Origin of the sequence: Nocardiopsis camelliae (genome assembly GCF_028993595.1) — a bacterium.
Taxonomy (GTDB): Bacteria; Actinomycetota; Actinomycetes; order Streptosporangiales; family Streptosporangiaceae; genus Nocardiopsis; species Nocardiopsis dassonvillei.
Window position 1 is genome coordinate 3,094,459 of record NZ_CP118614.1, and the last position, 20,495, is coordinate 3,114,953.

Sequence of the window (20,495 nt, forward strand, 5' to 3'; positions counted from 1 at the left end):
GCGGCGGCACCGGCGTCCGGCGGGGCGGCCGGACGCCGCCCGGCCTCCGCGCCCCTGATGCCCCGGCACGCGGACGCCCCGGGGGAGAGGCCTGGGGCGGCCGGTGTCCGAGGCGCCGACCTCTCCGGAGGCGGAACGCATCGGGGCGCGGGCGCGCCCGGCGGGGAGGTCAGGCCCTCCCCGCCAGGGCGGCCTCCTCCTCGGCCTCCACACCGCGGTTCCACTCGGCCTTGCTCGACTGCCAGCCGTCCTCGTCGCGGCCCAGCCGCCAGTAGCCCGACACCGACAGTTGCTCCTTGGGTAGGCCGTGCTCGACGCGCAGCAGACGGCGCAGGTCGCGGACGAAGGCGGCCTCGCCGTGCACGAACGCGTGGACGCGTCCCGCGGGGAAGTCGAGGGCGCGCACGGCGGGGACCAGGACCGAGCCCACGGCCTCGTCCCCCCGGTGCAGCCAGTGCACGTGGACGCCCGAGCCGCCCTCCAGCTTCAGCTCGTCCTCCGGGCCGCCGACCTCGACGAACACGTGGGCGGCGGCGTCCGGGGCCAGCGCCTGCACGGCGGCGGCGATGGCGGGCAGGGCGCTCTCGTCCCCGGCCAGCAGGTGCCAGTCGGCGCCGGTGTCGGGGGAGTAGGCGCCGCCGGGGCCCATCAGGCGCAGCCGGTCGCCCGGCCTGGCGCCGGCCGCCCACACCCCGGCCAGCCCGGTGCCGCCGTGGTGGACGAAGTCGAGGGTGAGCCGCCGGGCCTCGGCGTCCCAGTCGCGCACGGTGTAGGTACGGGTGACCGGCCACTCCTCGCGGGGGCGTTCGGCGCGCACGCGCTCCAGGTCGAAGGGTTCGGTGTCGCCGGGCGCGGGCGGCGGGAAGAGCAGCTTGACGTAGCTGTCGGTGTGCCCGTCGGTGGAGAACGCGTCCAGGCCCTCCCCGCCCAGGACGACCCTGACCATGTGCGGGGTGATCTGCTCGACCGCCTCGACCCTTCCGGTGTGGACGGTCCTGGCCCGTCCCTGCCGCTGTGCCACGGCGCCCTCTTTCTTCCGGGGTGAGTTAGGTAAACCTAAGTGGGACTTACCGTAAGGCACAGTGACGCACCAGGGCAAAACCTACGCCCTGGTGGAACCCGAATCAGGAACCAGCATCACGTCGCGCCCCGTCGGGCGGCTGCGGCAGCCCGCCCCGGGGCGGGACCGGCTCGCGCGTGCGGAGTGGTCGCGGTGGGGAGCGCCTCCCGCCCGCTTACGGGACCGGCTCGCGCGTGCGGGGCGGTCGGATCGGGCCCGGAGCCCGCGCCTGCGACCCCGGGCCCGTTTTCGCTGCGGGCGGTCGACCGCGCCGAGCGGGATCGCGCCCGCCGGGGACGATCCCGCTGCCAGGGCCACCGCCGACACCGACAGCGACGCCGGTAGCGAGATCACCGTGGGCGACCCCGCTGTCACGGCGCAGTGCGGGCGTGCGCCCTCAGGCGGCGTCGGGGCGGTCCTTGCCCGGGGCGCGGTCGGCCAGGGTGAACACCGCGTGCAGTCGCCGGTCGTCCTCGGGAGCCCCCGCCCGCAGGGCCGCCAGCCAGGCCGCCGCGCCCGCCGTGCACCCTGCCGTGGCGACCTGAGCCCCCGCCGCGCACAGCGCCAGCTTGCGGGTGAGCGCCGTGCGCACCGGTTCGGACCGCGAGAGCACCCCGCCCGCCAGCACCACCGGCAGGCTCTCCCCGGGAGAGCGCACCTGGTGCACCGAGTGCGCCAGGTGACCCGCGGCGGCCTCCACGATCACCTCGGCCGCCGGATCGCCCTGCGCATGGGCATCGCTGACCAGGGGGGCCAGCGCGGCCAGCGTGACCGGGGCGGCCGTGGTCAGGAGCCGGGCGAAGTTGCGGGCGTGCTCCTCGGGCAGGTGTTCCTCCCCTCCCGAGGGGCGCTGGCCCGGAATGACCCGCTTGGCCACCGCGCGCGCCAGCGGACTCAGTTCCCCGCCCCGGGACAGCTGCCGCGCCGTCTCCCGTGCCGCCTGGTGCCCGATCCAGAACCCCGACCCCTCGTCGCCGATCAGCCACCCCATGCCGTCCGCGGAACGGGTCCGCCTGCGCTCCTCGACCCGGGTGGCGATCGCCCCGGTCCCCGCGATCAGCACCGTTCCGTCGGGCCCCGGTGTGCCCGAGGCGAAGGCCACCTCGTCGTCGCCGGTGAACGCCGTGTTCTCCGGAGCCAGTCCCGCTCCGGCCAGGGCCCGCTCCAGGCACGCGCGCACCTCGTCGTCGCGCAGCGCGGTCACCCCCGCCAGGCCGACCACGCCGAAGGCCACGGCCCCGCGCGCCCGCGGCCCGGCCGCGTCGAGCGCACCCGACACCGCCTCGGCCAGCCGCTCGGCGGCCCGCTCCGCGCCGTGGGAGTTGGGGTTGGCGCCCCCGGCCCGGGCCTCGCCCAGCCGCTCTCCGGAAAGGGTGGCCACCAGCGCCCGGGTGGCGGTGCCCCCGGCGTCCACCCCCAGGACGAGTCCGCGCCGGTCGCCCGACTGGTCGGATCGGGCACGGGAAGAAGAGGAGATCGTACGTGTCACAGGGGAGAGGTGCCCCGTGGCACCGCGTATTACTCGTCACGGCGGCCGGTCCGCCTCGTCCGGTCCACCTCGCCCCGGCGACCGGGTCCGCGCCGCGCACGCGCAGGAGGCCGTCCGCCGCAGCGGCCGCGCACAGGGGAGCGGGCGCCCGCGATGCGGACGCGGAGGAGGCGGGCGGCGCGCCGGGAAATCCACTGGCGTCCTCCCCACGGCGGCTGAGAGGCTCGGTGCCATGACAGGAGCGCCACAGCACGACCCCTCCCGCCGCGACGACGCCCCCGCGTGGACCGTGCGCGAGGGTACGGAAAAGGACCACCCCGAGGCCGTCAGGGTCTTCTGCGAGGCCCTCAACCTCTCCGCCCGGGAGATCCTGGACAACGAACGCGACCACCCCACCACCGAGCACGACCGCACCCTGCTCGCCGTGGACGGCGACCGCGTCGTCGGCACCGCCCTGTCCAACGGTTTCGAGATGACCATGCCCGGCGGGCCCCGCCCGGTGGCCGGGGTGACCGGCGTGGGAGTGTGGCCCACCTATCGCCGCCGCGGCGTCCTCAGCGCTCTCATGCGCCGCCAGCTCGCCGACGTCCGGGACCGGGGCGAGAAACTCTCCACGTTGTGGGCCTCCGAGGGCGGCATCTACGCCCGCTTCGGCTACGGCCTGGCCTTCCGCGAGACCAACGCGACCCTCCAGCGCGCCCACGCCCGCCTGCGCCCCGACGCGCCCCGGGACCCCTCCCTCACCCTCGAACTGGCCGAGACCGCCGAGGTCCGCCAGGAGGTGGAGCGGGTGTACCGCGAGGCGCTGCCCCAACGGGCGGGCCAGCTCGCCCGCGACGAGCACTGGTGGAGCCTGATCCTCCAGGACAAGGAGGCCGGCGGGCCCGGACGACTGCGCGCGGCCCTGGTGCGCGGCCCCGACGGACCCTGCGGCTACGCGCTGTACCGCGTCGTCAACCGCTGGGAGGACGGTCTTCCCTCGGGGCGGGTGGTGGTGCGCGAGCTGGCCTCCGTCTCCACCGCCGCCCGGGTCGCCCTCTACGAACACCTCCTGGACCGCGACCTGACCAGCGAGGCGGTCTTCGAGAAACTGCCCGAGGACGACCCCCTCACCGTCCTGCTGGCCGACCCCCGGCGCCTGGTCCGGCGGGACTTCGACGCCCTGTGGGTGCGCCTGGTGGACCTGCCCGGCGCTCTGTCCGACCGCCCCTACGCCGCCCCGGTGGACACGGTGCTGGAGGTCGCCGACCGCTACGCCCCCTGGAACGCCGGGCGCTGGCGCCTGGAGGCGGACACCGGCGGTGCCCGCGTGAGCCCGACCGAGGCCGCCCCCGAACTCGCCCTGGACGCCTCCCACCTGGGCGCGGCCTACCTCGGCAGACGCACGCTGAGCGCCTTCGCGGACGCGGGACTGCTCACCGAACTCGCCCCCGGCGCTGCTGCCCGCCTGGACACCGCCCTGCACGCGCCGCGCGCGCCCTTCTGCGGCACCGACTTCTGAGGAACCGGCCTTCTGAGGGCCCGGCCCCGCGCCTCCGCCCATGGTGCGCGGGGCACACGGTCCCCTGCGTCCGCTGTCACGCGGGCATCGGTCAGCTCCATACGGCGGGGGCCCGGGGCCTCAGCGGTCCCAGGGAGCCCCAGTGGTCTCAGGGGTTCCCAACGGCCCTCGGGAGCCCCAGTGGCCACAGGCACCCCAAGGACCCCGATGCGTTCCCAGGGCCCGCTGGTAGCATGACGGCCATGGAGCTCATCGAGGTCGACAGACTCTAGCCACCGAACCGCCGGTGGCCTTCACCCGCGAGGGCGCGTACCGCGCCCCGGTGAACGACCTCGACCTCGTCGGGGGCGCTCTGTCCGCGTACGCCCAGCGGCGTCGTGGCCCGCTCCCCGACCCGGTCCGTTCCGGCGCGTTCTGACGCCGACCACCGATCGCGCCCCCGTGCGCGCGGTGACGTCCGCCCCGCATCCGGGAGCGCAGACGATCGGCACCTCTTCCGCCTGCGCGTGGCGACGGCCCGGGAAGTCGTCAAGGACTCCCGCCTCGTCCCCGTACGCGCGGTGACGCCGATCCGCCCGCTCCCGCGGCCCGCCACGGCTCGAACACGCACCCGCCCGGCACAGCCCCGTCGGCGTTCGCGTGTTCCCCCGCCAACGACCCCGCCCCGCGGCCCGACCACGCTGGTCGCCCGCCGCCGGGCACGAGGAGAGCTCCCAGCATGTCCACCAAGTCCGCCGTCACACTCACCGACCTCACCTTCGCCTGGCCGGACGGCACGGTCGCCATCGACCGCGTGAGCGGCACCCTCACGACCGGGCGCACCGGACTCGTCGGCCGCAACGGCGCGGGCAAGTCCACCCTGCTGCGCCTGATCGCCGGTCTCCTGCGCCCCACATCGGGGCGCGTCGACGCAGTCGGCGACGTCGGCTACCTCCCGCAGAACCTGACCCTGGGCACGGACGCGACGGTCGCCGAACTGCTCGGCATCGACGCCACCCTCGCCGCGCTCCGCGCGATCGAGGCGGGCGACGCCGACGAACGCCACTTCGACGCGGTCGGCGACGACTGGGACATCGAGGCGCGCGCCGACGAGGCCCTGCACGAGATCGGGTTCACCGCCGCCGACCTCGACCGCCGCGTCGCGCAGGTCTCCGGCGGTGAGGCGGTCCTCATCGCCGTCACCGGCATGCGCCTGCGTCGCACCCCGATCACCCTGCTCGACGAGCCCACCAACAACCTCGACCGGCCCACCCGGGCCAGGCTCGCCGCGTTCGTCGACACCTGGCCCGGCACCCTCGTCGTCGTCAGCCACGACCTCGAACTGCTCGAACACATGGACAGCACCGCCGAACTCCACGCCGGGAGCCTGGACGTGTTCGGCGGCCCCTACAGCGCCTGGAAGGAGCACCTCGAACAGGAGCAGGCCGCAGCCGTCCAGGCGGCCCGGTCCGCGCAGCAGGCCCTCAAGGTCGAGAAGCGCCAGCGCGTGGAGGCCGAGACCAAGCTCGCCCGCCGCGAGCGCACGGCCAGGAAGACGCAGAAGGACGGCGGCATCCCCAAGATCCTCGCGGGAAACCGGGCCAGCAAGGCGCAGGCCTCGGCCGGGGCGATGCGCTCGACCCTCGACGACAAGGTCCAGGCCGCGCAGGCCGCGGTCGACGCCGCCGACGCGCGCGTACGCGAGGACGAGCACATCCGCCTCGCACTGCCCGATCCGGACGTGCCGCGCGGACGCCGCCTGGCCGAGTTCCACGCCCGGGGCCGCACCGTCGTGGTCCAGGGGCCCGAACGCGTCGCCCTGGTCGGCCCCAACGGAGCCGGTAAGTCGACCCTGCTCCAGCAGCTCGTCCACGGCGGCTCCCCGGCCCCCGGCCGCGCGCACGGCACGCTCCTCACCGCCCGGGTGGGCTACCTGCCCCAGCGCCTGGACGGCCTGGACGACGCCGCGAGCGCGCTGGAGAACGTGCGGGCGGTCGCCCCCGGCACGCCGCCGGGCGAGGTCCGCAACCAGCTCGCCCGCCTGCTGCTGCGCGGGGACGGCGTCGACCGCCCCGTCGCCACGCTCTCCGGCGGCGAGCGGTTCCGCGTCTGCCTCGCCACGCTGCTCCTGGCGGAGCCGCCCGCGCAGCTGCTCGTCCTGGACGAGCCGACGAACAACCTCGACACCTCCAGCGTCGAGCAGCTCGCCGAGGCCCTCGACGCCTACCGCGGCGCGCTCCTGGTCGTCAGCCACGACCACGGGTTCCTGCGCAGGCTCGGGATCGACACCGTCCTGGAGATCGACCGGGAGGGAGGCCTGCGCCAGCGCGCCGGACTGGGGGACTGATGCCGACCGGTGCCCGCCGGGGAGGAACCCGGCGGGCACCGGCGGCGCTCCTGCCGTCTCCGCTCCGGGCTACCCGGCGTCGCGGGTCCACCGCCCCATGGCGGGCCACTCCCTGTCGGGGTCGTGCACGGGCGTGAACCCGCACCGGAGGAAGAACTCCACCCTGCCCTCGGCGCCCTCGCCCTCCTCGGGCAGCAGGAACACCCACTCGACCCCGGTCGCGCGGGCCCGGTCCACGAACCCCTCCAACAGGCCCCTGCCGACCCCGAGCCGTCTCCACTCCGGGTCCACCACCACCGCCAGCACGTACCCGTGCGGCGGCGGTGCCGGGCTCCCCGACCCCTCGTAGACGCCGTCCAGCACGCCCTCCACCCACCCCACCACCGCGCCGTCCGCCTCCGCGACGAGCACCACCATGTCCTCGGGCAGCAGCGAGGCCGGGTAGCCCTTCTTGTCCAGGTGCGGTGAGGCGCGGCCGATCAGGGCGGCGATGCCCGGGCCGTCCCCGGGGCGGGCGGAGCGCAACAGCATGGCAGCACCGTAGTACCGGCCGCGGTCGGCCACCAGTGCACGCACCGGAGGCGTCGGGAACCCACGAGGAACGCGTCCCCGCGCCCGCACGGACGTCATCGGACCCGCCCCGCACTGCGAAAAGGAGTGGCACGCCCTCCGGTGGAGTCCGTACGTTGTGGCTCTGGCCCTCCGGGCCCTGTGCGCCGTGCGCCCCGCGCCGGAAGCCACGGGCACGCTCCCCGGGACTGGAGCCCGGGTCTGGGCCATATGTCCGGAACATGCCAGTATCGCCCTGAACATGAAGTGGAACCCGGGCCCGTCCCGCCCTCGCCGCGAGTGCGCCGGTTCCCGGTTCGAAGAGTGGAGGAACGCACACGTGAACGCCGGAGGGGACGTCACCCCGACCGAATGGACCGTACGGGGAACCGACCGCGACGAGTACGCCGAGGTGATGCGCGTCGTCGGTGAGGCGCTGCTGTCCTCGGACCCGCCCGAGGACCGCGAGCCCTTCCTGCGCCCCCTCCTGGACGCCGAGGGCTACGACCGCGTCCTGGTCGCCGTGGACGGGGACGAGATCGTGGGCGCGGTCAACGACTTCGCCTTCGAGATGGCCCTGCCCGGCGGCCCGCGCCCGGTGGCCGGGGTGACCGGCGTGGGCGTGTGGCCCACGTACCGCCGCCGCGGCGTGCTCAGCGCGCTCATGCGCCGCCAGCTCGCCGACATCCACGCGCGCGGAGAACACTACGCCGCGCTGTGGGCCTCCGAGGGCGCCATCTACGGCCGGTTCGGCTACGGCCCGGCGGTCACCGAGATGGAGACCGCCGTCCGCCAGCCCCACGCCCGCCTGCGCGCCGACGCGCCCCGCGACCCCGCTCTGCGGGTCCGCCTGGCCGACCCCGGGCAGGTGCGCCCGGACCTGGAGCGCGTCCACCGCGAGGTCGCCGCCGTCCAGGTCGGCCAGTTCCAGCGCGCCGCCCACTGGTGGGACCGGGCTCTGCGCGACCAGGTCCAGTTCCGCGAGGGCCGCGGCCCGCTGCGCGCCGCGGTGGTCAGCGGCCCCGACGGGCCGCTGGGCTACGCGCTCTACCGCACCCGCAACAGGTGGGAGCGCGACGGCTCGCGCGGAGAGGTGTACGTCAAGGAGATCACCGCCACGACCCCGGCCGCCTGGACCGCCCTGTACGACCACCTGTTCAACCGCGACCTGGTCACCGAGATCACCTTCGACTTCCTGGCCGTGGACGACCCGCTGCGTCACCTGCTCGTGGACAGCGGCCGGGCGGCGCCCACGCTCTACACCTCCCTGTGGGTGCGGCTGGTGGACGTGCCCGGAGCCCTGTCCGAGCGCTCCTACGCCGCGCCCGTCGAGACGGTCCTGGAGGTCGCTGACCGGTTCGCCCCCTGGAACGCCGGACGCTGGCACGTCAAGGCCGACACCGGAGGCGCCCGCGTGGAGGCCACCGACGCCGCCCCCGACGTCAGCCTGGACGTGTCGCATCTGGGCGCCGCCCACCTGGGTCAGACCACGCTGGACGGCTACCTGCGCGCGGGCCTGATCACCGAGCACACCCCGGGAACGGTGGAGCGCCTGGACGCGGCCCTGCGCCGCTCCCGCGCGCCCTTCTGCGGTCTGATCTTCTGACCACGGGGGTGCGGTGGTCCGGCCTCCGGGGTACCGGTGCGCCGGGACCCGGCACCCGTGCACCGGTAACGGCCTTGACCTCCGCGTTCCGGCGGCGGTGGAGGCCAGAGCCGTGCGCCGGTGACGCCTCCGGACCGCGTTGGGAACCGGAGGCGCCGAACGCCAGCGGCCCGGCCCCGCCCACCGGCGGGGCCGCACCCGCGTCCTCAGCCGTTCAGCACCTCAGCCCTTGAGCGCCTTGACCAGCCGGTCCACGTCGGACTCGTCGTTGTACAGGTGGAACGCCGCGCGCATCCGCCCGTTGCGGGCCGCCGTGACGATCCCCGCCTCGGCCACCCGCTCCACCGCTCCCTCGGGCACCGGGACCGACACGATCGCCGACCCGGCGGGCTCCATGTCCATGGCCTCGCGGAAGCGGTCGCCCAGGGCCGCGTCGTGCTCGCGGACGACCTCCACCCCCACCTCCTCCACCAGGGACAGGGTCTCCTCCAGCCCGACCCACGCCCCCCACACCGGCGCCAGGTCCAGGCGCCGCGCGCCCTCGGCCAGCCGCAGCGGGCCGCCGTAGAGCGACTTCCAGGGCTCGTGCGCCCCGTACCAGTTCGCGGCGAGCGGGGAGAGTTCGGCCAGCGCCTCCTCGGTGCCGGTGAGCAGTGCCGAACCGCGCGGGCCCAGCAGCCACTTGTACGTGGCGCACACCGTGTAGTCGACCCGGTCCACGGGCAGCGGCAGCCACCCGGCGGCCTGGGTGGTGTCCAGCAGCAGCCGCGCCCCGTGGTCGGCGCAGGCCGCGATCAGGTCCTCCACGGGGGCGATCGCGCCGTCGGCGGACTGCACGGCCGAGACCGCCACCAGGTCGGTGTCCGGGCCCACCCGCGAGGCCAGGTCGGCCAGGGGCACCTCGCGCACGCTGATCCCCGCGTCCGCCCCGGCCATGAAGGGGTGGACGACCGAGCTGAACTCGTCGGCCGCCGTCAGCACCCGCGCGCCCGGGGCCAGGCTGGCGGCGACGGTGCCCACGAACTGTGAGGCGTGGCTGCCGATGGCCACATCAGCGGGGGACAACCCGTTCAGGCGCGCGTAGGCGGAGCGGGCGCGCTCGATGCCCGCGTCGGCCGCGCCCGGCTGGAACCGGCCCGCGGCCACGTCGCGGGTGTGCTGGTCCAGGGCCCGCAGCGCCCGCCGGGGCGTCAGGCCGTGCGTGGCGGTGTTGAGGTAGGTGTTCTCGGCAGCGAACTCCTGCTGCGCGGCCCGCAGGCGGGCCCGTCCGGCTTCATCCATGCCCCTGATGCTCACAGCGCGGCGGGGGCCGCTCAAGGTCCATTCCGGTCGGGAACGGACTGCATTTCGCGGCGTGGGCCGAACCTTCGGGCCGCCCTCCGTGCCCGAAGGCGGACCGCCTCCCGCCGGGGGAGGGTCCCGGGGGCGGACTGCTCTTCGCGCCGCCGGAGCAGCCGAACGGAGGGGCGCGGACCGTCTTCCGCGCCGGACGGCGCTCGGAGTGGTCGGAGCGGACCGTGCGGCCCCTCTTCCAGCCCCCGGCGACCTCGGATCTCAGATACGGAACTTGGCCTCGGCCTCGGTGGAGCCCGCCATGAGCTTGTTGAGCAGGCGCACGAGTTCCTGACGCTCGTCGGGTTCCAGCGCCTCGGCCCAGGCGCTCTCGCGCCGGTTGTGCGCCCGGAAACCGCCGAGGATCGCCCGGTACCCGGCCTCGGTGAGGCTGAGCTGGAGGGCGCGCCGGTCGTGGGCGGCGCGCTCGCGCACGATGAGCCCGTCGCGTTCGAGGGTGTTGAGCAGCGCGGACAGCGCGGCCCGGCTCATCCCCGAGATCTCGGCGGTGGTCTTGGCCTCCATGGGACCGGCCAGCCACAGCGCGAAGATCACCCGGAACCCGGGCCAGGTGAGACCGCGCGGGCGGTGCACGGACGACTCCAGGTCGTAGACGACCATGCTCGTCGCCCGGTTGAGGGTCAGGACCATCCGCATGGCGTCGGCGTTCACGGAGGGCAGTTCCTGCTCGGCCTTCCGCACCGCGTAGTCCACGAAGGACCAGAAGGTGAGTTCGGGGGCGGTGTCGTGGGTCACGTCGGTCAGCCTAGTGCCTGATCTGCCGCCGGGACCGGTCGAGCCCGGCCCCGCGCGTCCGCGCCGGTCGGCGGACGGCCGCCCCCGGTTCCGGCACACGGCGGGCGGCCCGGCGCGCGCGTCGGCACCGGTCGGAGCCGCCGCGGCACCGCGTACCCCCGCCGCGACCGCGCTCGCGAACCGCCAGGTGGGAGGTCGGCGGGCACGTCCATCGCCGTCGTATCATGTGATCTGTATCACTCAGTAGTGGGCTCCGGGCCTCTTGGTCCTGTGGCGCGGAGCACGTTATGGTCAGGATCATCAAACCTTTGATCAATTGGGCGGCGGCAGCCGTCCGGAGCGAGTGAAGGGCCCCGACCATGGCAGCCAAGCCGTTCGCCTCATCCGCCGACACCGAGGCCAAGGAGCAGACCCTGGAGGTCCTGGCCGACGGCGTCTACGCCCTCACCGCCGAGGGCGACCCGAACGTGGGCGCCATCGAGGGCGAGGACTTCCTCGTGGCCTTCGAGGCCCTGGCCACGCCCGCCGCCGCGGGGGAGTGGCTCGCCAAGCTGCGCGAGCACACCGACAAGCCGATCCGCTACCTGGTGCTCTCGCACTACCACGCGGTCCGCGTCCTGGGCGCCAGCGCCTTCGACGCCGAGATCATCCTGACCCACGAGAAGACCCACGAGCTCATCCGCGAGCGCGGCGAGGAGGACTGGGCCAGCGAGTTCGCCCGCATGCCGCGCCTGGCCAAGGACGCCGACTCCGTGCCCGGGCTGACCTGGCCCACCCAGACCTTCGCCGACCGCACCACCATCGATCTGGGCGGCGACCGCGGCGAGCTGGTCCTCCAGTACTTCGGACGCGGCCACACCGAGGGCGACATCGTCGCCTGGCTGCCCGAGCAGAAGATCCTCTTCGCCGGGGACCTCGTCGAGGCCCAGGCCGCCCTCTACACCGGCGACGCCTTCCACCGCGACTGGGCCGGGGCCACCCTGGACGGCGTCAAGTCCCTGGAGGCCGAGATGCTCGTCGGCGGGCGCGGCGCGGTCAGCCGCGGCCGCGAGGAGGTCGACGCCGCCATCGAGCAGACCCGCGGCTTCCTCGACGTCATGATCCGCGAGGTCGGCGCCGTCCACGGACGCGGCGGCACCCTCAAGGAGGCCTTCGAGGCCACCCACGCCGCCCTCGTCGGCGACTACGGCCACTGGCCCATCTTCGAGCACTGCCTGCCCTTCGACGTCTCCCGCCTGTGGGACGAGTTCTCCGGCATCGAGCGCCCGGTCATCTGGACCGCCGAGCGCGACCGCGAGGTCTGGGACCAGCTCCAGGGCTGAACCGCCGCGGCCGACCCGCCGCCCCGCCCGCCGACTCCCGATCCCTTCCACGCCCGTACGGGGCGTCCACGCCGAACGGAGCCACCAGATGCGACCCCCCGCTCCACGCACTCCCGCGGACATCGCCGCCGAACCCGTCCTGGTGCTCGGCGCGGGCCCGGTCGGCCAGACCGCGGCCCTGCTGCTGGCCCGGCGGGGCGTCCCCGTACTGCTCGTGGACGCACGGCCCGAACGCGACGCCGTCGGCTCCAAGGCCATCTGCCAGCAGCGCGACGTGCTCGACGTCTGGGACTGGCTCGGCGCCGGACAGGTCGCCGAGGAGGGGCTGACCTGGGACACCGCCCGCACCTTCTACCGCGACAGCGAGCTGTTCAGCGTCCGCCTCCCCGACCCGGGCGCCTCGCCCCTGCCGCCGTTCGTCAACATCTCCCAGTCCCGTACCGAACAGGTCCTCGACGAGCGCCTGGCCGCCGCCGGGGTGCGCACCCTGTGGAACCACCGGGTCACCGGCCTCTCCCAGGACGAGCGCGGCGTCACCGTCGAGTGCCGCACGCCGGACGGCCCCGTCCGCCTGCGCGGCTCCCACGCCCTGTCCTGCCTGGGCGCCCACGGCGGGGTGGTCCGCGAGGCCCTGGGTCTTTCCTTCGACGGCACCACCTTCGACGACCGCTTCCTCATCTGCGACATCCGCGCCGACCTGGCCGGATGGGAGCGCGAACGCCGCTTCTACTTCGACCCCGAGTGGAACCCCGGGCGCCAGGTGCTCATCCATCCCTGCCCCGGCTCGGTGTACCGCATCGACTGGCAGGTGCCCTCCGACTTCGACCTCGACGCCGAGGAGGCCAGCGGCCGACTGGAGGCCCGCATCCGCCAGATCATCGGCGAGCGGCCCTACGAGATCGTCTGGCACTCGGTCTACCGGTTCCACACCCGCGTGGCCGAACGCATGCGCGCGGGCCGCGTCCTGCTGCTCGGCGACAACGCCCACCTGGTCGCCCCCTTCGGCGCCCGCGGCCTCAACTCCGGGGTCCAGGACGCCGAGAACGCCGCCTGGAAGCTCGCCTACGTCCTGGCCGGATGGGCGGGCGGGGAACTCCTGGAGAGCTACCACGCCGAGCGCCACGCCGCCGCCCTGGAGAACGCCGACGTCACCAGCGCCACCATGCGCTTCCTCGTCCCCCGGGACGAGGAGGAGCACCGCACCCGCCTGGCCGTGCTCGAAGCGGCCCTCACCGAGGAGGCGGCCCGCGCCCGGGTCGACTCCGGGCGCCTGGCCGAACCCTTCTGGTACACCGACTCGTCCCTGACCACCCCCTGCCCCGAACGGCCCTTCGGCGGCAGGCCCCCGCGCGGCCGGGCCCCCGCCCCCTGCCCCGGGGTGGTTCTGCCCGACGCGCCCGTGGACCTGTCAGGCGACCTGCCCGGCGCCGACGCCCCCGCGCGCCTGCGCCCCCTGCTGCGCGAGGGCCTGACCCTGCTGGTGGGCGCCGCTCCCGAGGGAGCCGACCCCGACGCGTTCCTGGAGGGCGTGCGCGCCGCCGCGCGCGGGGCCACCCCGGCGCCGGTCACCGCCCTGTACCTGGACCGGATCGACACCACCGGCGCGCTGACCAGGGCGCTGGCCCCCGAACCGGGACAGGTGTGGCTGGTGCGCCCCGACGCCCACGTCGCCGCCGTCGTCGCGGGCGCCGACCCCGTCGCCGTGCGCGCGGCCGTGCGCACCGCGCTGGGGTTCGCCCCGGCCCCGACGGTGCCCGCCCCGACGTCCGGCGCGTCCGACGCGAACGCGCCGGGCGGCGCGAGCGGCGAGCCCATCCCGTCCACCGCGACCGACCGGCCCGCCACCGCGCCCGCACCGGGCGGCGCGGGCGGCCGACCCGCCGCCAGGACCTCCGACCCCGGGGCCTCCGCCGCCGCGGACCGGCCCGCAGGCGCCGCCCCCGACCCGCGCGGCGACGAGCCCGCCCCGACAGCCTGACCCGGACCCACTCCACACGGAAGGGACAACACCGCCATGGCCTACTACCGCCAGGTCGGCGAGGTGCCCCGCACCCGCCACACCCAGCACCGCACCCCCGAGGGCGGGCTGTACTACGAGGAGCTGATGGGGGAGGAGGGCTTCTCCGCCGACTCCTCCCTGCTCTACCACCGCGCCATCCCCTCGGCCATCGTCGACGCCGCCGAGTGGGAGGTCCCCGACCAGTCCCGCACCCGCAACGCCCCGATGGTGCCGCGCCACCTCAAGCTGCACGAGCTGTTCTCCGACCAGGAGTGGAAGGCCGCCGACGTCGTCGAGTCGCGCCGCCTGGTCCTGGGCAACGACGACGTGCGCATCTCCTACGTGGTCGCCGGGGCGCCCTCGGAGCTGTACCGCAACGGCATCGGCGACGAGTGCGTGTACGTGGAGTCGGGCACCGCCCGCGTGGAGACCGTCTTCGGCCTGCTGGAGGTCGGCCGGGGCGACTACGTCGTCCTGCCGCGCGCCACCACCCACCGCTGGGTGCCCACCGGCGACCAGCCCCTGCGCGCCTACGTGGTGGAGGCCAACAGCCACATCGCCCCGCCCAAGCGCTACCTGTCCCGCTACGGGCAGTTCCTGGAGCACGCCCCCTACTGTGAACGCGACCTGCGCGGCCCCTCCGAGCCGCTGCTGGCCGAGGGCGAGAACGTCGACGTGCTCATCAAGCACCGCGGCGACGGCCCCGGGGGCATCTCCGGCACCCGCTACACCTACCCCACCCACCCCTTCGACGTCGTGGGCTGGGACGGGTGCCTGTACCCCTACGTCTTCAACGTCGCCGACTTCCAGCCCATCACCGGCCGCGTGCACCAGCCGCCGCCCGTGCACCAGGTGTTCGAGGGCCACAACTTCGTCATCTGCAACTTCGTGCCGCGCAAGGTGGACTACCACCCCGGCGCCATCCCGGTGCCCTACTACCACTCCAACGTGGACTCGGACGAGGTCATGTTCTACTGCGGCGGCGACTACGAGGCCCGCAAGGGATCGGGGATCGGCCAGGGCTCCATCTCCCTGCACCCCGGCGGCCACTCCCACGGCCCCCAGCCCGGCGCCTACGAGCGCAGCATCGGCGCCGAGGCCTTCGACGAACTCGCCGTCATGGTCGACACCTTCCGCCCGCTCGACCTGGGCGAGGGCGGCCTGGCCAGCGACGACGGAACCTACGCCTGGACCTGGGCCGGGGGACGGAGGGAGCGGAGGTGAGCGCCGAGCTGTACCGGGGCCTGTTCGACGACGCCGCCCTCTTCCCGCCCGGCAACGCCCCCATGGGCGGGGCGCTGCCCGCCCACCGCGCCCACCGGGCCGGGCAGCGCGCCGAGTACGTCGGCCCGTTCCTGGTCTCCGACGCGCGCGTGGGCGAACTGCGCGCCGTCCTGGCGCGTGAGGAGCCGGGCCACGGCCCGCTCGCGGTCGTGGTCACCGTCCCCGGCGGAGCCGAGGGCGTCGGCCCCGCCGTGGCGGCCGCGGGCACGGACCCGGCGCTGCGCCTGGCCGGGGTGGAGGCCGCCGCCGCGCCCGGGACGGCCGCCGAGGTCGCCGCGCGGCTGACCGAGCACCTGCCCGAGGGGGCCGAGGGGTTCGTGGAGGTCTCCCGCCAGGGGGACGTGCCCGCCGAACTGCGGTCGCTGGCGGGCACCGGCCACAGCGCCAAGTTCCGCACCGGGGGCCTCACCCCCGAGGCCCACCCCGACGAGGAGGAGCTGGCCGAGTTCCTGCACGCGGCCGTGGAACTGGGTGTGCCCTTCAAGTGCACGGCCGGGCTCCACCACGCCGTCCGCCACACCACCGCAGAGGGCTTCGAACAGCACGGTTTCCTCAACGTGCTGCTGGCCACGTCCGCCCTGCTCGACGGGGCCTCCGAGCGGGAGGCCGCCCTCGTGCTGGCCGACCGCGACGGCCCGCGCCTGGCGGCCCTGGCCGCCAAGCTCACCGACGAGGAGGCACGGGCGGTGCGCGGTCGGTTCCGCTCCTTCGGCACGTGCAGCGTCACCGAACCCCTGGAGGACCTGGTCGTGCTCGGGGCGCTGCCCGCCTCCCGCGCCCGCTGAAGCCTTCGGTCCCGGGGCGTGCCCGCCCCAGGACCCGTCCGCTCCGAGGGGCCGACCGCTTCGGGAGGCACCCGCTCCGAGGGGCCGCCCGCTCCGGGAACCTGCACGCCCCGAGGCCCGGCCGCTCGGAGAACCCGTCCATGTGAAGAGCCCCCCGCTTCGAGAAACCGTCCACTCCAAGAAAGCGAACGCCATGCCCGACAGCTGGCTCGACCTCGCCCCGGACGCGCAGTTCGGCCTGGCCACCCTGCCCTACGGCGTGTTCGGCACCGCCGACGACCCCGCGCCCCGCACGGGCGTGGCCGTCGGTGACCACGTCCTGGACCTGGGGGCCGCGGCCCGCGCCCTGGACGCGCCCTTCGCCGACACCGTCGACCGGCCCAGCCTGGACGCCCTGCTGGCCGCCGGACGGCCGGTGTGGGACCAGGTGCGCGCCGCGCTCACCGACTGGTTCACCGATCCCGCGCGCGCCGAGGCTGTGCGCCCGCACCTGGTGGACCGGGCGTCCGTGCGCATGTACTTGCCCTTCACCGTCGCCGACTACGTGGACTTCTACGCCTCCGAGCACCACGCCAGCAACGTCGGCCGCATGTTCCGCCCCGACCAGGAGCCCCTCACCCCCAACTGGAAGCACCTGCCCATCGGCTACCACGGGCGTTCGGGCACGATCGTGGTCTCGGGGACCGACATCGTGCGCCCCACCGGCCAGCGCAAGCCGCCGACCGAGCCCGCTCCCGTCTTCGGGCCCTCGGTCCGCCTGGACATCGAGGCCGAGGTGGGCTTCGTCGTCGGGACCGGAACCGAGATGGGCGAGCGCGTCGCGGTGGACGACTTCGCTGATCATGTCTTCGGGGTGTTCCTGCTCAACGACTGGTCCTCCCGCGACCTCCAGGCCTGGGAGTACGTGCCGCTGGGGCCGTTCCTGGGCAAGTCGTTCGCCACGTCGGTGTCGCCGTGGATCGTGCCGCTGGCCGCGCTGGAGTCCGCGCGCGTGGAGCAGCCCGCCCAGGACCCCGAGCCGCTGTCCTACCTTCGCGGCGAGGACGGGCCCTGGGGCCTGGACCTGCGCTTGGAGGTGCGGTTGAACGGGCACCTGGTCTCCACGCCGCCGTTCTCGCAGATGTACTGGACGGCGGCGCAGCAGCTCGCGCACATGACCGTCAACGGGGCGTCCCTGCGCACCGGGGACGTGTACGCCTCCGGTACGGTCAGCGGCCCCGAGCGCGGGCAGCGGGGGTGCTTCCTGGAGCTGACCTGGAGCGGAAAGGAACCGCTGAGCCTGCCCGACGGCACCGAACGCACCTTCCTGGAGGACGGCGACGAGGTGACCATCACCGCCACCGCCCCGGGCCCGGACGGGGCTGTCGTGCACTTCGGTGAGGTGACCGGCAGGATCCTCCCCGCCCGCTGAGGTCTCGGAACGGCCCCGCGCACCCTTCCCGAGGGCGCGCGGGGCCGTTCTGCGCACGGACAGTCAGATATCCAAGGCCTGCCCAGCACTCGTTGTACCGTGACCGCATGAGCACCGGTTCCCGTCCCGACGAGGAGGACGGACAACTCATCGAACGCCTGAAGAGGCCGGGGGAATCGACCAGTGAACTGATCCGCCGTGGCCTACGAGCTCTGGCCAGAGAGGAAGACCGGCGCAGGGCCTATGAGGACATGATCCGCATTGCCGAGTCCGGCGAGAACCTAGCCGACGAGCCGGACGAGTGGGAGTACACGGCCGACGGGCGGGTTCGAGTCATCGGCACGGACACCACCGCCAACGCGCGCGGGGAGGAGACCCGCTGACCCGAGGGGCTGTGGTGTCCTGGACACGGCCTCTGCCCAGGAACGCGAACACCTGCCGTCCTCCTCGACGTGCTCCAGGGCCTCGTTCAACCGGTCCGGCACCACTTCCCCCTTGGTCCACCCATGACGTTGACGAGCGCGGACGGTGCGGTTCCCGACGGTTGCCGTGCGCCTGCGATCAATCCGGGCCCACCACGCCGGAACCCACCACGCCGGAACCCACCACGCCGGGGCCCAGACGGTGTGACGTCTGGACCCCGCACAGCACGGGGAGCGTCAGCGCCTCATGAGGGCGAAGACCCCCCAGCCGAGGTACTCACGTGTGCCGCGCGCGTAGCGGACGGGCTCGGTGGAGAGCTCCTCCCGCACCTCGGCGGCCAGTTCGTCGTCCGGGTTCCGGTCGAGCCAGCGGCGCATACTGAGCCACTGCGCCGCGGCGTACCGGTCCCAGCTGTCCTGGTCGGACAGCGTCATCTCCACGACGTCGTACCCCAGACCCTGGAACCGCCCGATCAGGTCCGGAAGCTCCAGGAAGTCGGCGATGGCGGTGGCGTTGCAGTCCCGGGCGGTCTCCTCGTCCGGAGGAGCGGTCCGCCAGTACGGCTCGCCGACCAGCATCATGCCCCCGGGGCGGAGACTGCGTTCGAGCAGCTCGACCGTCCCGGCGACACCGCCGCCGATCCAGGTGGCGCCGACACAGGCGGCCAGATCGACCGGCTCGTCCGCGACATGGCCGGCGGCGTCACCGTGGACGAACTCGACCCGGTCCGCGACGCCCAGTTCGGCGGCGCGGGCCCGGGCCTGCTCGGTGAAGAGCGTGCTGATGTCCACCCCGGTGCCCGTGAAGCCCAGGTCGCGCGCCCAGGTGCACAGCATCTCGCCCGAGCCGCTGGCCAGGTCGAGTACCCGTGTCCCGGGGTCGAGACGGAGCGATTCGCCCAGGGCGGCGAACTTGTCCGCGGTCAGCGGGTTGTGGATTCGGTGACCGCTCTCGCGGATGGTGAAGATGCGGGGAAGGTCCATGACCAGATTCCTTTCCGTCATGCCTTGAAGTTCGGGGACTGCTTGATGGCGCGGCGCAGGCGTGCGCCCTGCTCGCCCTGCCGCTTCGTCTCGGCGCGCAGCCGCGCGTCGGTGCGGGCGGCCGCGTGGGCGTTCTCGCGTCGCAGCCGGTGGTGGCTGTCCAGGCGCCGCCGGGGAAGTCGGCCGTCCTCGACCGCGGACAGCACGGCGCATCCCGGCTCACCGGTGTGGGCGCAGTCCGCGAAGCGGCAGTCCCGCGCCAGTTCGGAGATCTCGGCGAAGGTCTGCTCCAGGCCCTCGTCGGCGGCGTGCAGGCCGCGCTCGGCCCGCACCACGCGGCCCGGGAGCAGACCGTCAGCCCGTGACGGGGTGAAGGAGCGCTCACGTGCCGCGTCCCAGCCGTAGTCGGCCGGAGTCAGGACGTGTGCGGGAGGAGGGGGAGCGGGTGAATATGAAGCGGATCGGCGAAACAATGTGGAGACCCTTGGAAGGGGGCCCCGCCGGACGGCAGGCGTGCCGGTACTACTCCCGCAGGGGAGGACGGCAGGCGAAGGTCAGGACGAGGCCCGGGAAGTGAGGATGGTCCGGGCACCGCGCACAGCGGTGGTCTCCACAGCGACCATGCAACTCACCTCCTTGGATCTCCGGGCGAACTCGGTTTCGCTGGCCGAACACTACACCCGCAGTGGAATCGACGCAAAACGGGCGGTACGTCGGAGATCGAACCCGTCGTGTTCAACGGCTTTCCGTACCGCCGCACCCACCGCCGGACCGGTTCAGGGGGTGGGGGTGGATTCGTCCGGTTGGTTGAGGAGGGTGGCGATGTGTTCTTTGGGGTAGCGGCGTGCTCCGCCGGGGGTGCGGAAGGGTTTGAGGACGTTGTCCCATTGGCCTCGGTGGAGGCTGCGGGGGCGGATGTTGAACAGGGCGGCGACTTCGCTGGGTGTGAGGACGTCGGGGCGGCCGTCGAGGAGGTAGCTGTAGTCGGGCATGAGGGGCTTTCCGTGTCCGGTGTTGTGTGAGTGGTCGAGCGGGTGGCCCCGCCTCCCCGGGGAAGGGGGAGGCGGGGCTTCGGGCTGGTGCTCAGGCCACCGGCCCGTCCGCACCGGCCCGGGGGACAGGTGGGTGGTGCGGAGCATGGAGCGCTGAGCGCTCACAGGGATACGTGGGTCACCAGGGGAAGACGGCGCGGACGGTGATCGCGCCGCAAGAGTGCTGCTTCCAGTCCCAGTAGGAGCACAGGGCCTCGACCAGGCGCAGTCCGTTGCCGCTGGGGCGCAGGGGTTCGGCTGCAGGCACGGCCGGGAAACTGGGTTGTTCTCCGGGGCGGGGGCCGTTATCGGTGACGCGGAGTTCGAGGTGGCGTGGGGTGCGTTCGATCTCCACGCGGATGCTGCCGCCGGGGAGCCCGGACGCCGAGTGACGCAGCGCGTTGGTGGTCATCTCGGACACGGCGATGCCGACGGGTTCGGCCAGGCTGGGGCGGGAGCGGGTGGCTTGGACGGCCCAGCGGCGGGCGATCTTGACGTGGCCGAGTTCGGGGCCGAGCAGAATGCCTGAGTTGGTGGCGGTTCCGCACAGTCGGCGTGGAAGCGGGAGGGGCGGAGCGGTAGACTTCATTGGTCTCACCTCGTGTCTTTGCGGGACAGGTGGGGCATATGGCCTCGGC

The 20,495-nt window shown here is 74.2% G+C and carries 18 protein-coding genes; 9 read left to right on the top strand and 9 right to left on the bottom strand.

From position 1 onward, the window contains the following. Positions 1-169: 169 nt before the first annotated feature. Together PV789_RS13515 and PV789_RS13520 are read right to left on the bottom strand one after the other, a co-directional pair. On the bottom strand, positions 170-1,021 hold the full coding sequence (locus PV789_RS13515; protein WP_274977760.1) for a siderophore-interacting protein: 852 nt from the start codon (positions 1,019-1,021) through the stop codon (positions 170-172). A 436-nt stretch (positions 1,022-1,457) separates the two neighbouring features. Next, on the bottom strand, positions 1,458-2,474 hold the full coding sequence (locus PV789_RS13520; protein ID WP_274978132.1) for an N-acetylglucosamine kinase: 1,017 nt from the start codon (positions 2,472-2,474) through the stop codon (positions 1,458-1,460). A gap of 307 nt (positions 2,475-2,781) precedes the next feature. Here PV789_RS13520 and PV789_RS13525 point away from each other — a divergent pair, with 307 nt between their 5' ends. Both PV789_RS13525 and PV789_RS13530 read left to right on the top strand, forming a co-directional pair. Continuing rightward, positions 2,782-4,050: a GNAT family N-acetyltransferase gene (locus PV789_RS13525; RefSeq protein WP_274977761.1), complete on the top strand. Its 1,269-nt coding sequence runs from the start codon at positions 2,782-2,784 to the stop codon at positions 4,048-4,050. 718 nt (positions 4,051-4,768) lie between these two features. Beyond that, entirely contained in the window at positions 4,769-6,376 is a 1,608-nt protein-coding gene (locus PV789_RS13530; RefSeq protein WP_274977762.1) for an ABC-F family ATP-binding cassette domain-containing protein, read from the top strand. Between the two features lie 69 nt (positions 6,377-6,445). Here PV789_RS13530 and PV789_RS13535 read toward each other — a convergent pair whose 3' ends face one another. Then, positions 6,446-6,907 (bottom strand): GNAT family N-acetyltransferase, encoded by a 462-nt coding sequence (locus PV789_RS13535; protein ID WP_274977763.1) that lies wholly within the window; start codon positions 6,905-6,907, stop codon positions 6,446-6,448. Between the two features lie 358 nt (positions 6,908-7,265). Between PV789_RS13535 and PV789_RS13540 the strand changes: the two genes are divergently transcribed. Then, positions 7,266-8,531 carry a GNAT family N-acetyltransferase gene (locus tag PV789_RS13540; RefSeq protein WP_274977764.1) on the top strand — a complete coding sequence of 422 codons (1,266 nt, stop codon included), beginning with the start codon at positions 7,266-7,268 and terminating at the stop codon, positions 8,529-8,531. Between the two features lie 222 nt (positions 8,532-8,753). On the opposite strand, the gene PV789_RS13545 is transcribed toward PV789_RS13540, so the two are convergent. Both PV789_RS13545 and PV789_RS13550 read right to left on the bottom strand, forming a co-directional pair. Further along, complete coding sequence (locus tag PV789_RS13545; protein WP_274977765.1) at positions 8,754-9,812, bottom strand: aminotransferase class V-fold PLP-dependent enzyme; 1,059 nt, start codon at positions 9,810-9,812, stop codon at positions 8,754-8,756. Between the two features lie 273 nt (positions 9,813-10,085). Continuing rightward, entirely contained in the window at positions 10,086-10,619 is a 534-nt protein-coding gene (locus tag PV789_RS13550; RefSeq protein WP_274977766.1) for a MarR family winged helix-turn-helix transcriptional regulator, read from the bottom strand. Positions 10,620-10,978: 359 nt separating this feature from the next. On the opposite strand from PV789_RS13550, the gene PV789_RS13555 reads away from it, so the two are divergent. The 6 genes from PV789_RS13555 (at position 10,979) to PV789_RS13580 (ending at position 17,803) form a co-directional block, all read left to right on the top strand. Further along, entirely contained in the window at positions 10,979-11,941 is a 963-nt protein-coding gene (locus PV789_RS13555) for an MBL fold metallo-hydrolase (protein WP_274977767.1), read from the top strand. A gap of 88 nt (positions 11,942-12,029) precedes the next feature. Next, positions 12,030-13,919: an FAD-dependent monooxygenase gene (locus PV789_RS13560; protein WP_274977768.1), complete on the top strand. Its 1,890-nt coding sequence runs from the start codon at positions 12,030-12,032 to the stop codon at positions 13,917-13,919. Between the two features lie 36 nt (positions 13,920-13,955). Further along, positions 13,956-15,164 (top strand): homogentisate 1,2-dioxygenase, encoded by a 1,209-nt coding sequence (locus tag PV789_RS13565; RefSeq protein ID WP_274977769.1) that lies wholly within the window; start codon positions 13,956-13,958, stop codon positions 15,162-15,164. Continuing rightward, complete coding sequence (locus PV789_RS13570) at positions 15,161-16,009, top strand: hypothetical protein (protein WP_274977770.1); 849 nt, start codon at positions 15,161-15,163, stop codon at positions 16,007-16,009. Before PV789_RS13565 ends, PV789_RS13570 begins: the two co-directional genes overlap by 4 nt. A gap of 193 nt (positions 16,010-16,202) precedes the next feature. After that, entirely contained in the window at positions 16,203-17,420 is a 1,218-nt protein-coding gene (gene fahA / locus PV789_RS13575; protein WP_274977771.1) for a fumarylacetoacetase, read from the top strand. Between the two features lie 107 nt (positions 17,421-17,527). Continuing rightward, the gene (locus PV789_RS13580; RefSeq protein ID WP_274977772.1) at positions 17,528-17,803 is read left to right on the top strand and encodes a hypothetical protein; all 276 of its coding nucleotides are present in this window, start codon (positions 17,528-17,530) and stop codon (positions 17,801-17,803) included. A 276-nt stretch (positions 17,804-18,079) separates the two neighbouring features. Here PV789_RS13580 and PV789_RS13585 read toward each other — a convergent pair whose 3' ends face one another. The 4 genes from PV789_RS13585 to PV789_RS13600 form a co-directional block, all read right to left on the bottom strand. Continuing rightward, the gene (locus PV789_RS13585) at positions 18,080-18,826 is read right to left on the bottom strand and encodes an SAM-dependent methyltransferase (RefSeq protein ID WP_274977773.1); all 747 of its coding nucleotides are present in this window, start codon (positions 18,824-18,826) and stop codon (positions 18,080-18,082) included. A gap of 17 nt (positions 18,827-18,843) precedes the next feature. Beyond that, positions 18,844-19,161: a ribosome small subunit-dependent GTPase A gene (locus PV789_RS13590; protein ID WP_274977774.1), complete on the bottom strand. Its 318-nt coding sequence runs from the start codon at positions 19,159-19,161 to the stop codon at positions 18,844-18,846. A 441-nt stretch (positions 19,162-19,602) separates the two neighbouring features. After that, positions 19,603-19,818, bottom strand: coding sequence for a helix-turn-helix domain-containing protein (locus tag PV789_RS13595; protein ID WP_274977775.1), 216 nt, complete (start codon positions 19,816-19,818; stop codon positions 19,603-19,605). Between the two features lie 178 nt (positions 19,819-19,996). Beyond that, entirely contained in the window at positions 19,997-20,446 is a 450-nt protein-coding gene (locus PV789_RS13600; protein WP_274977776.1) for an ATP-binding protein, read from the bottom strand. Positions 20,447-20,495 lie beyond the last annotated feature (49 nt).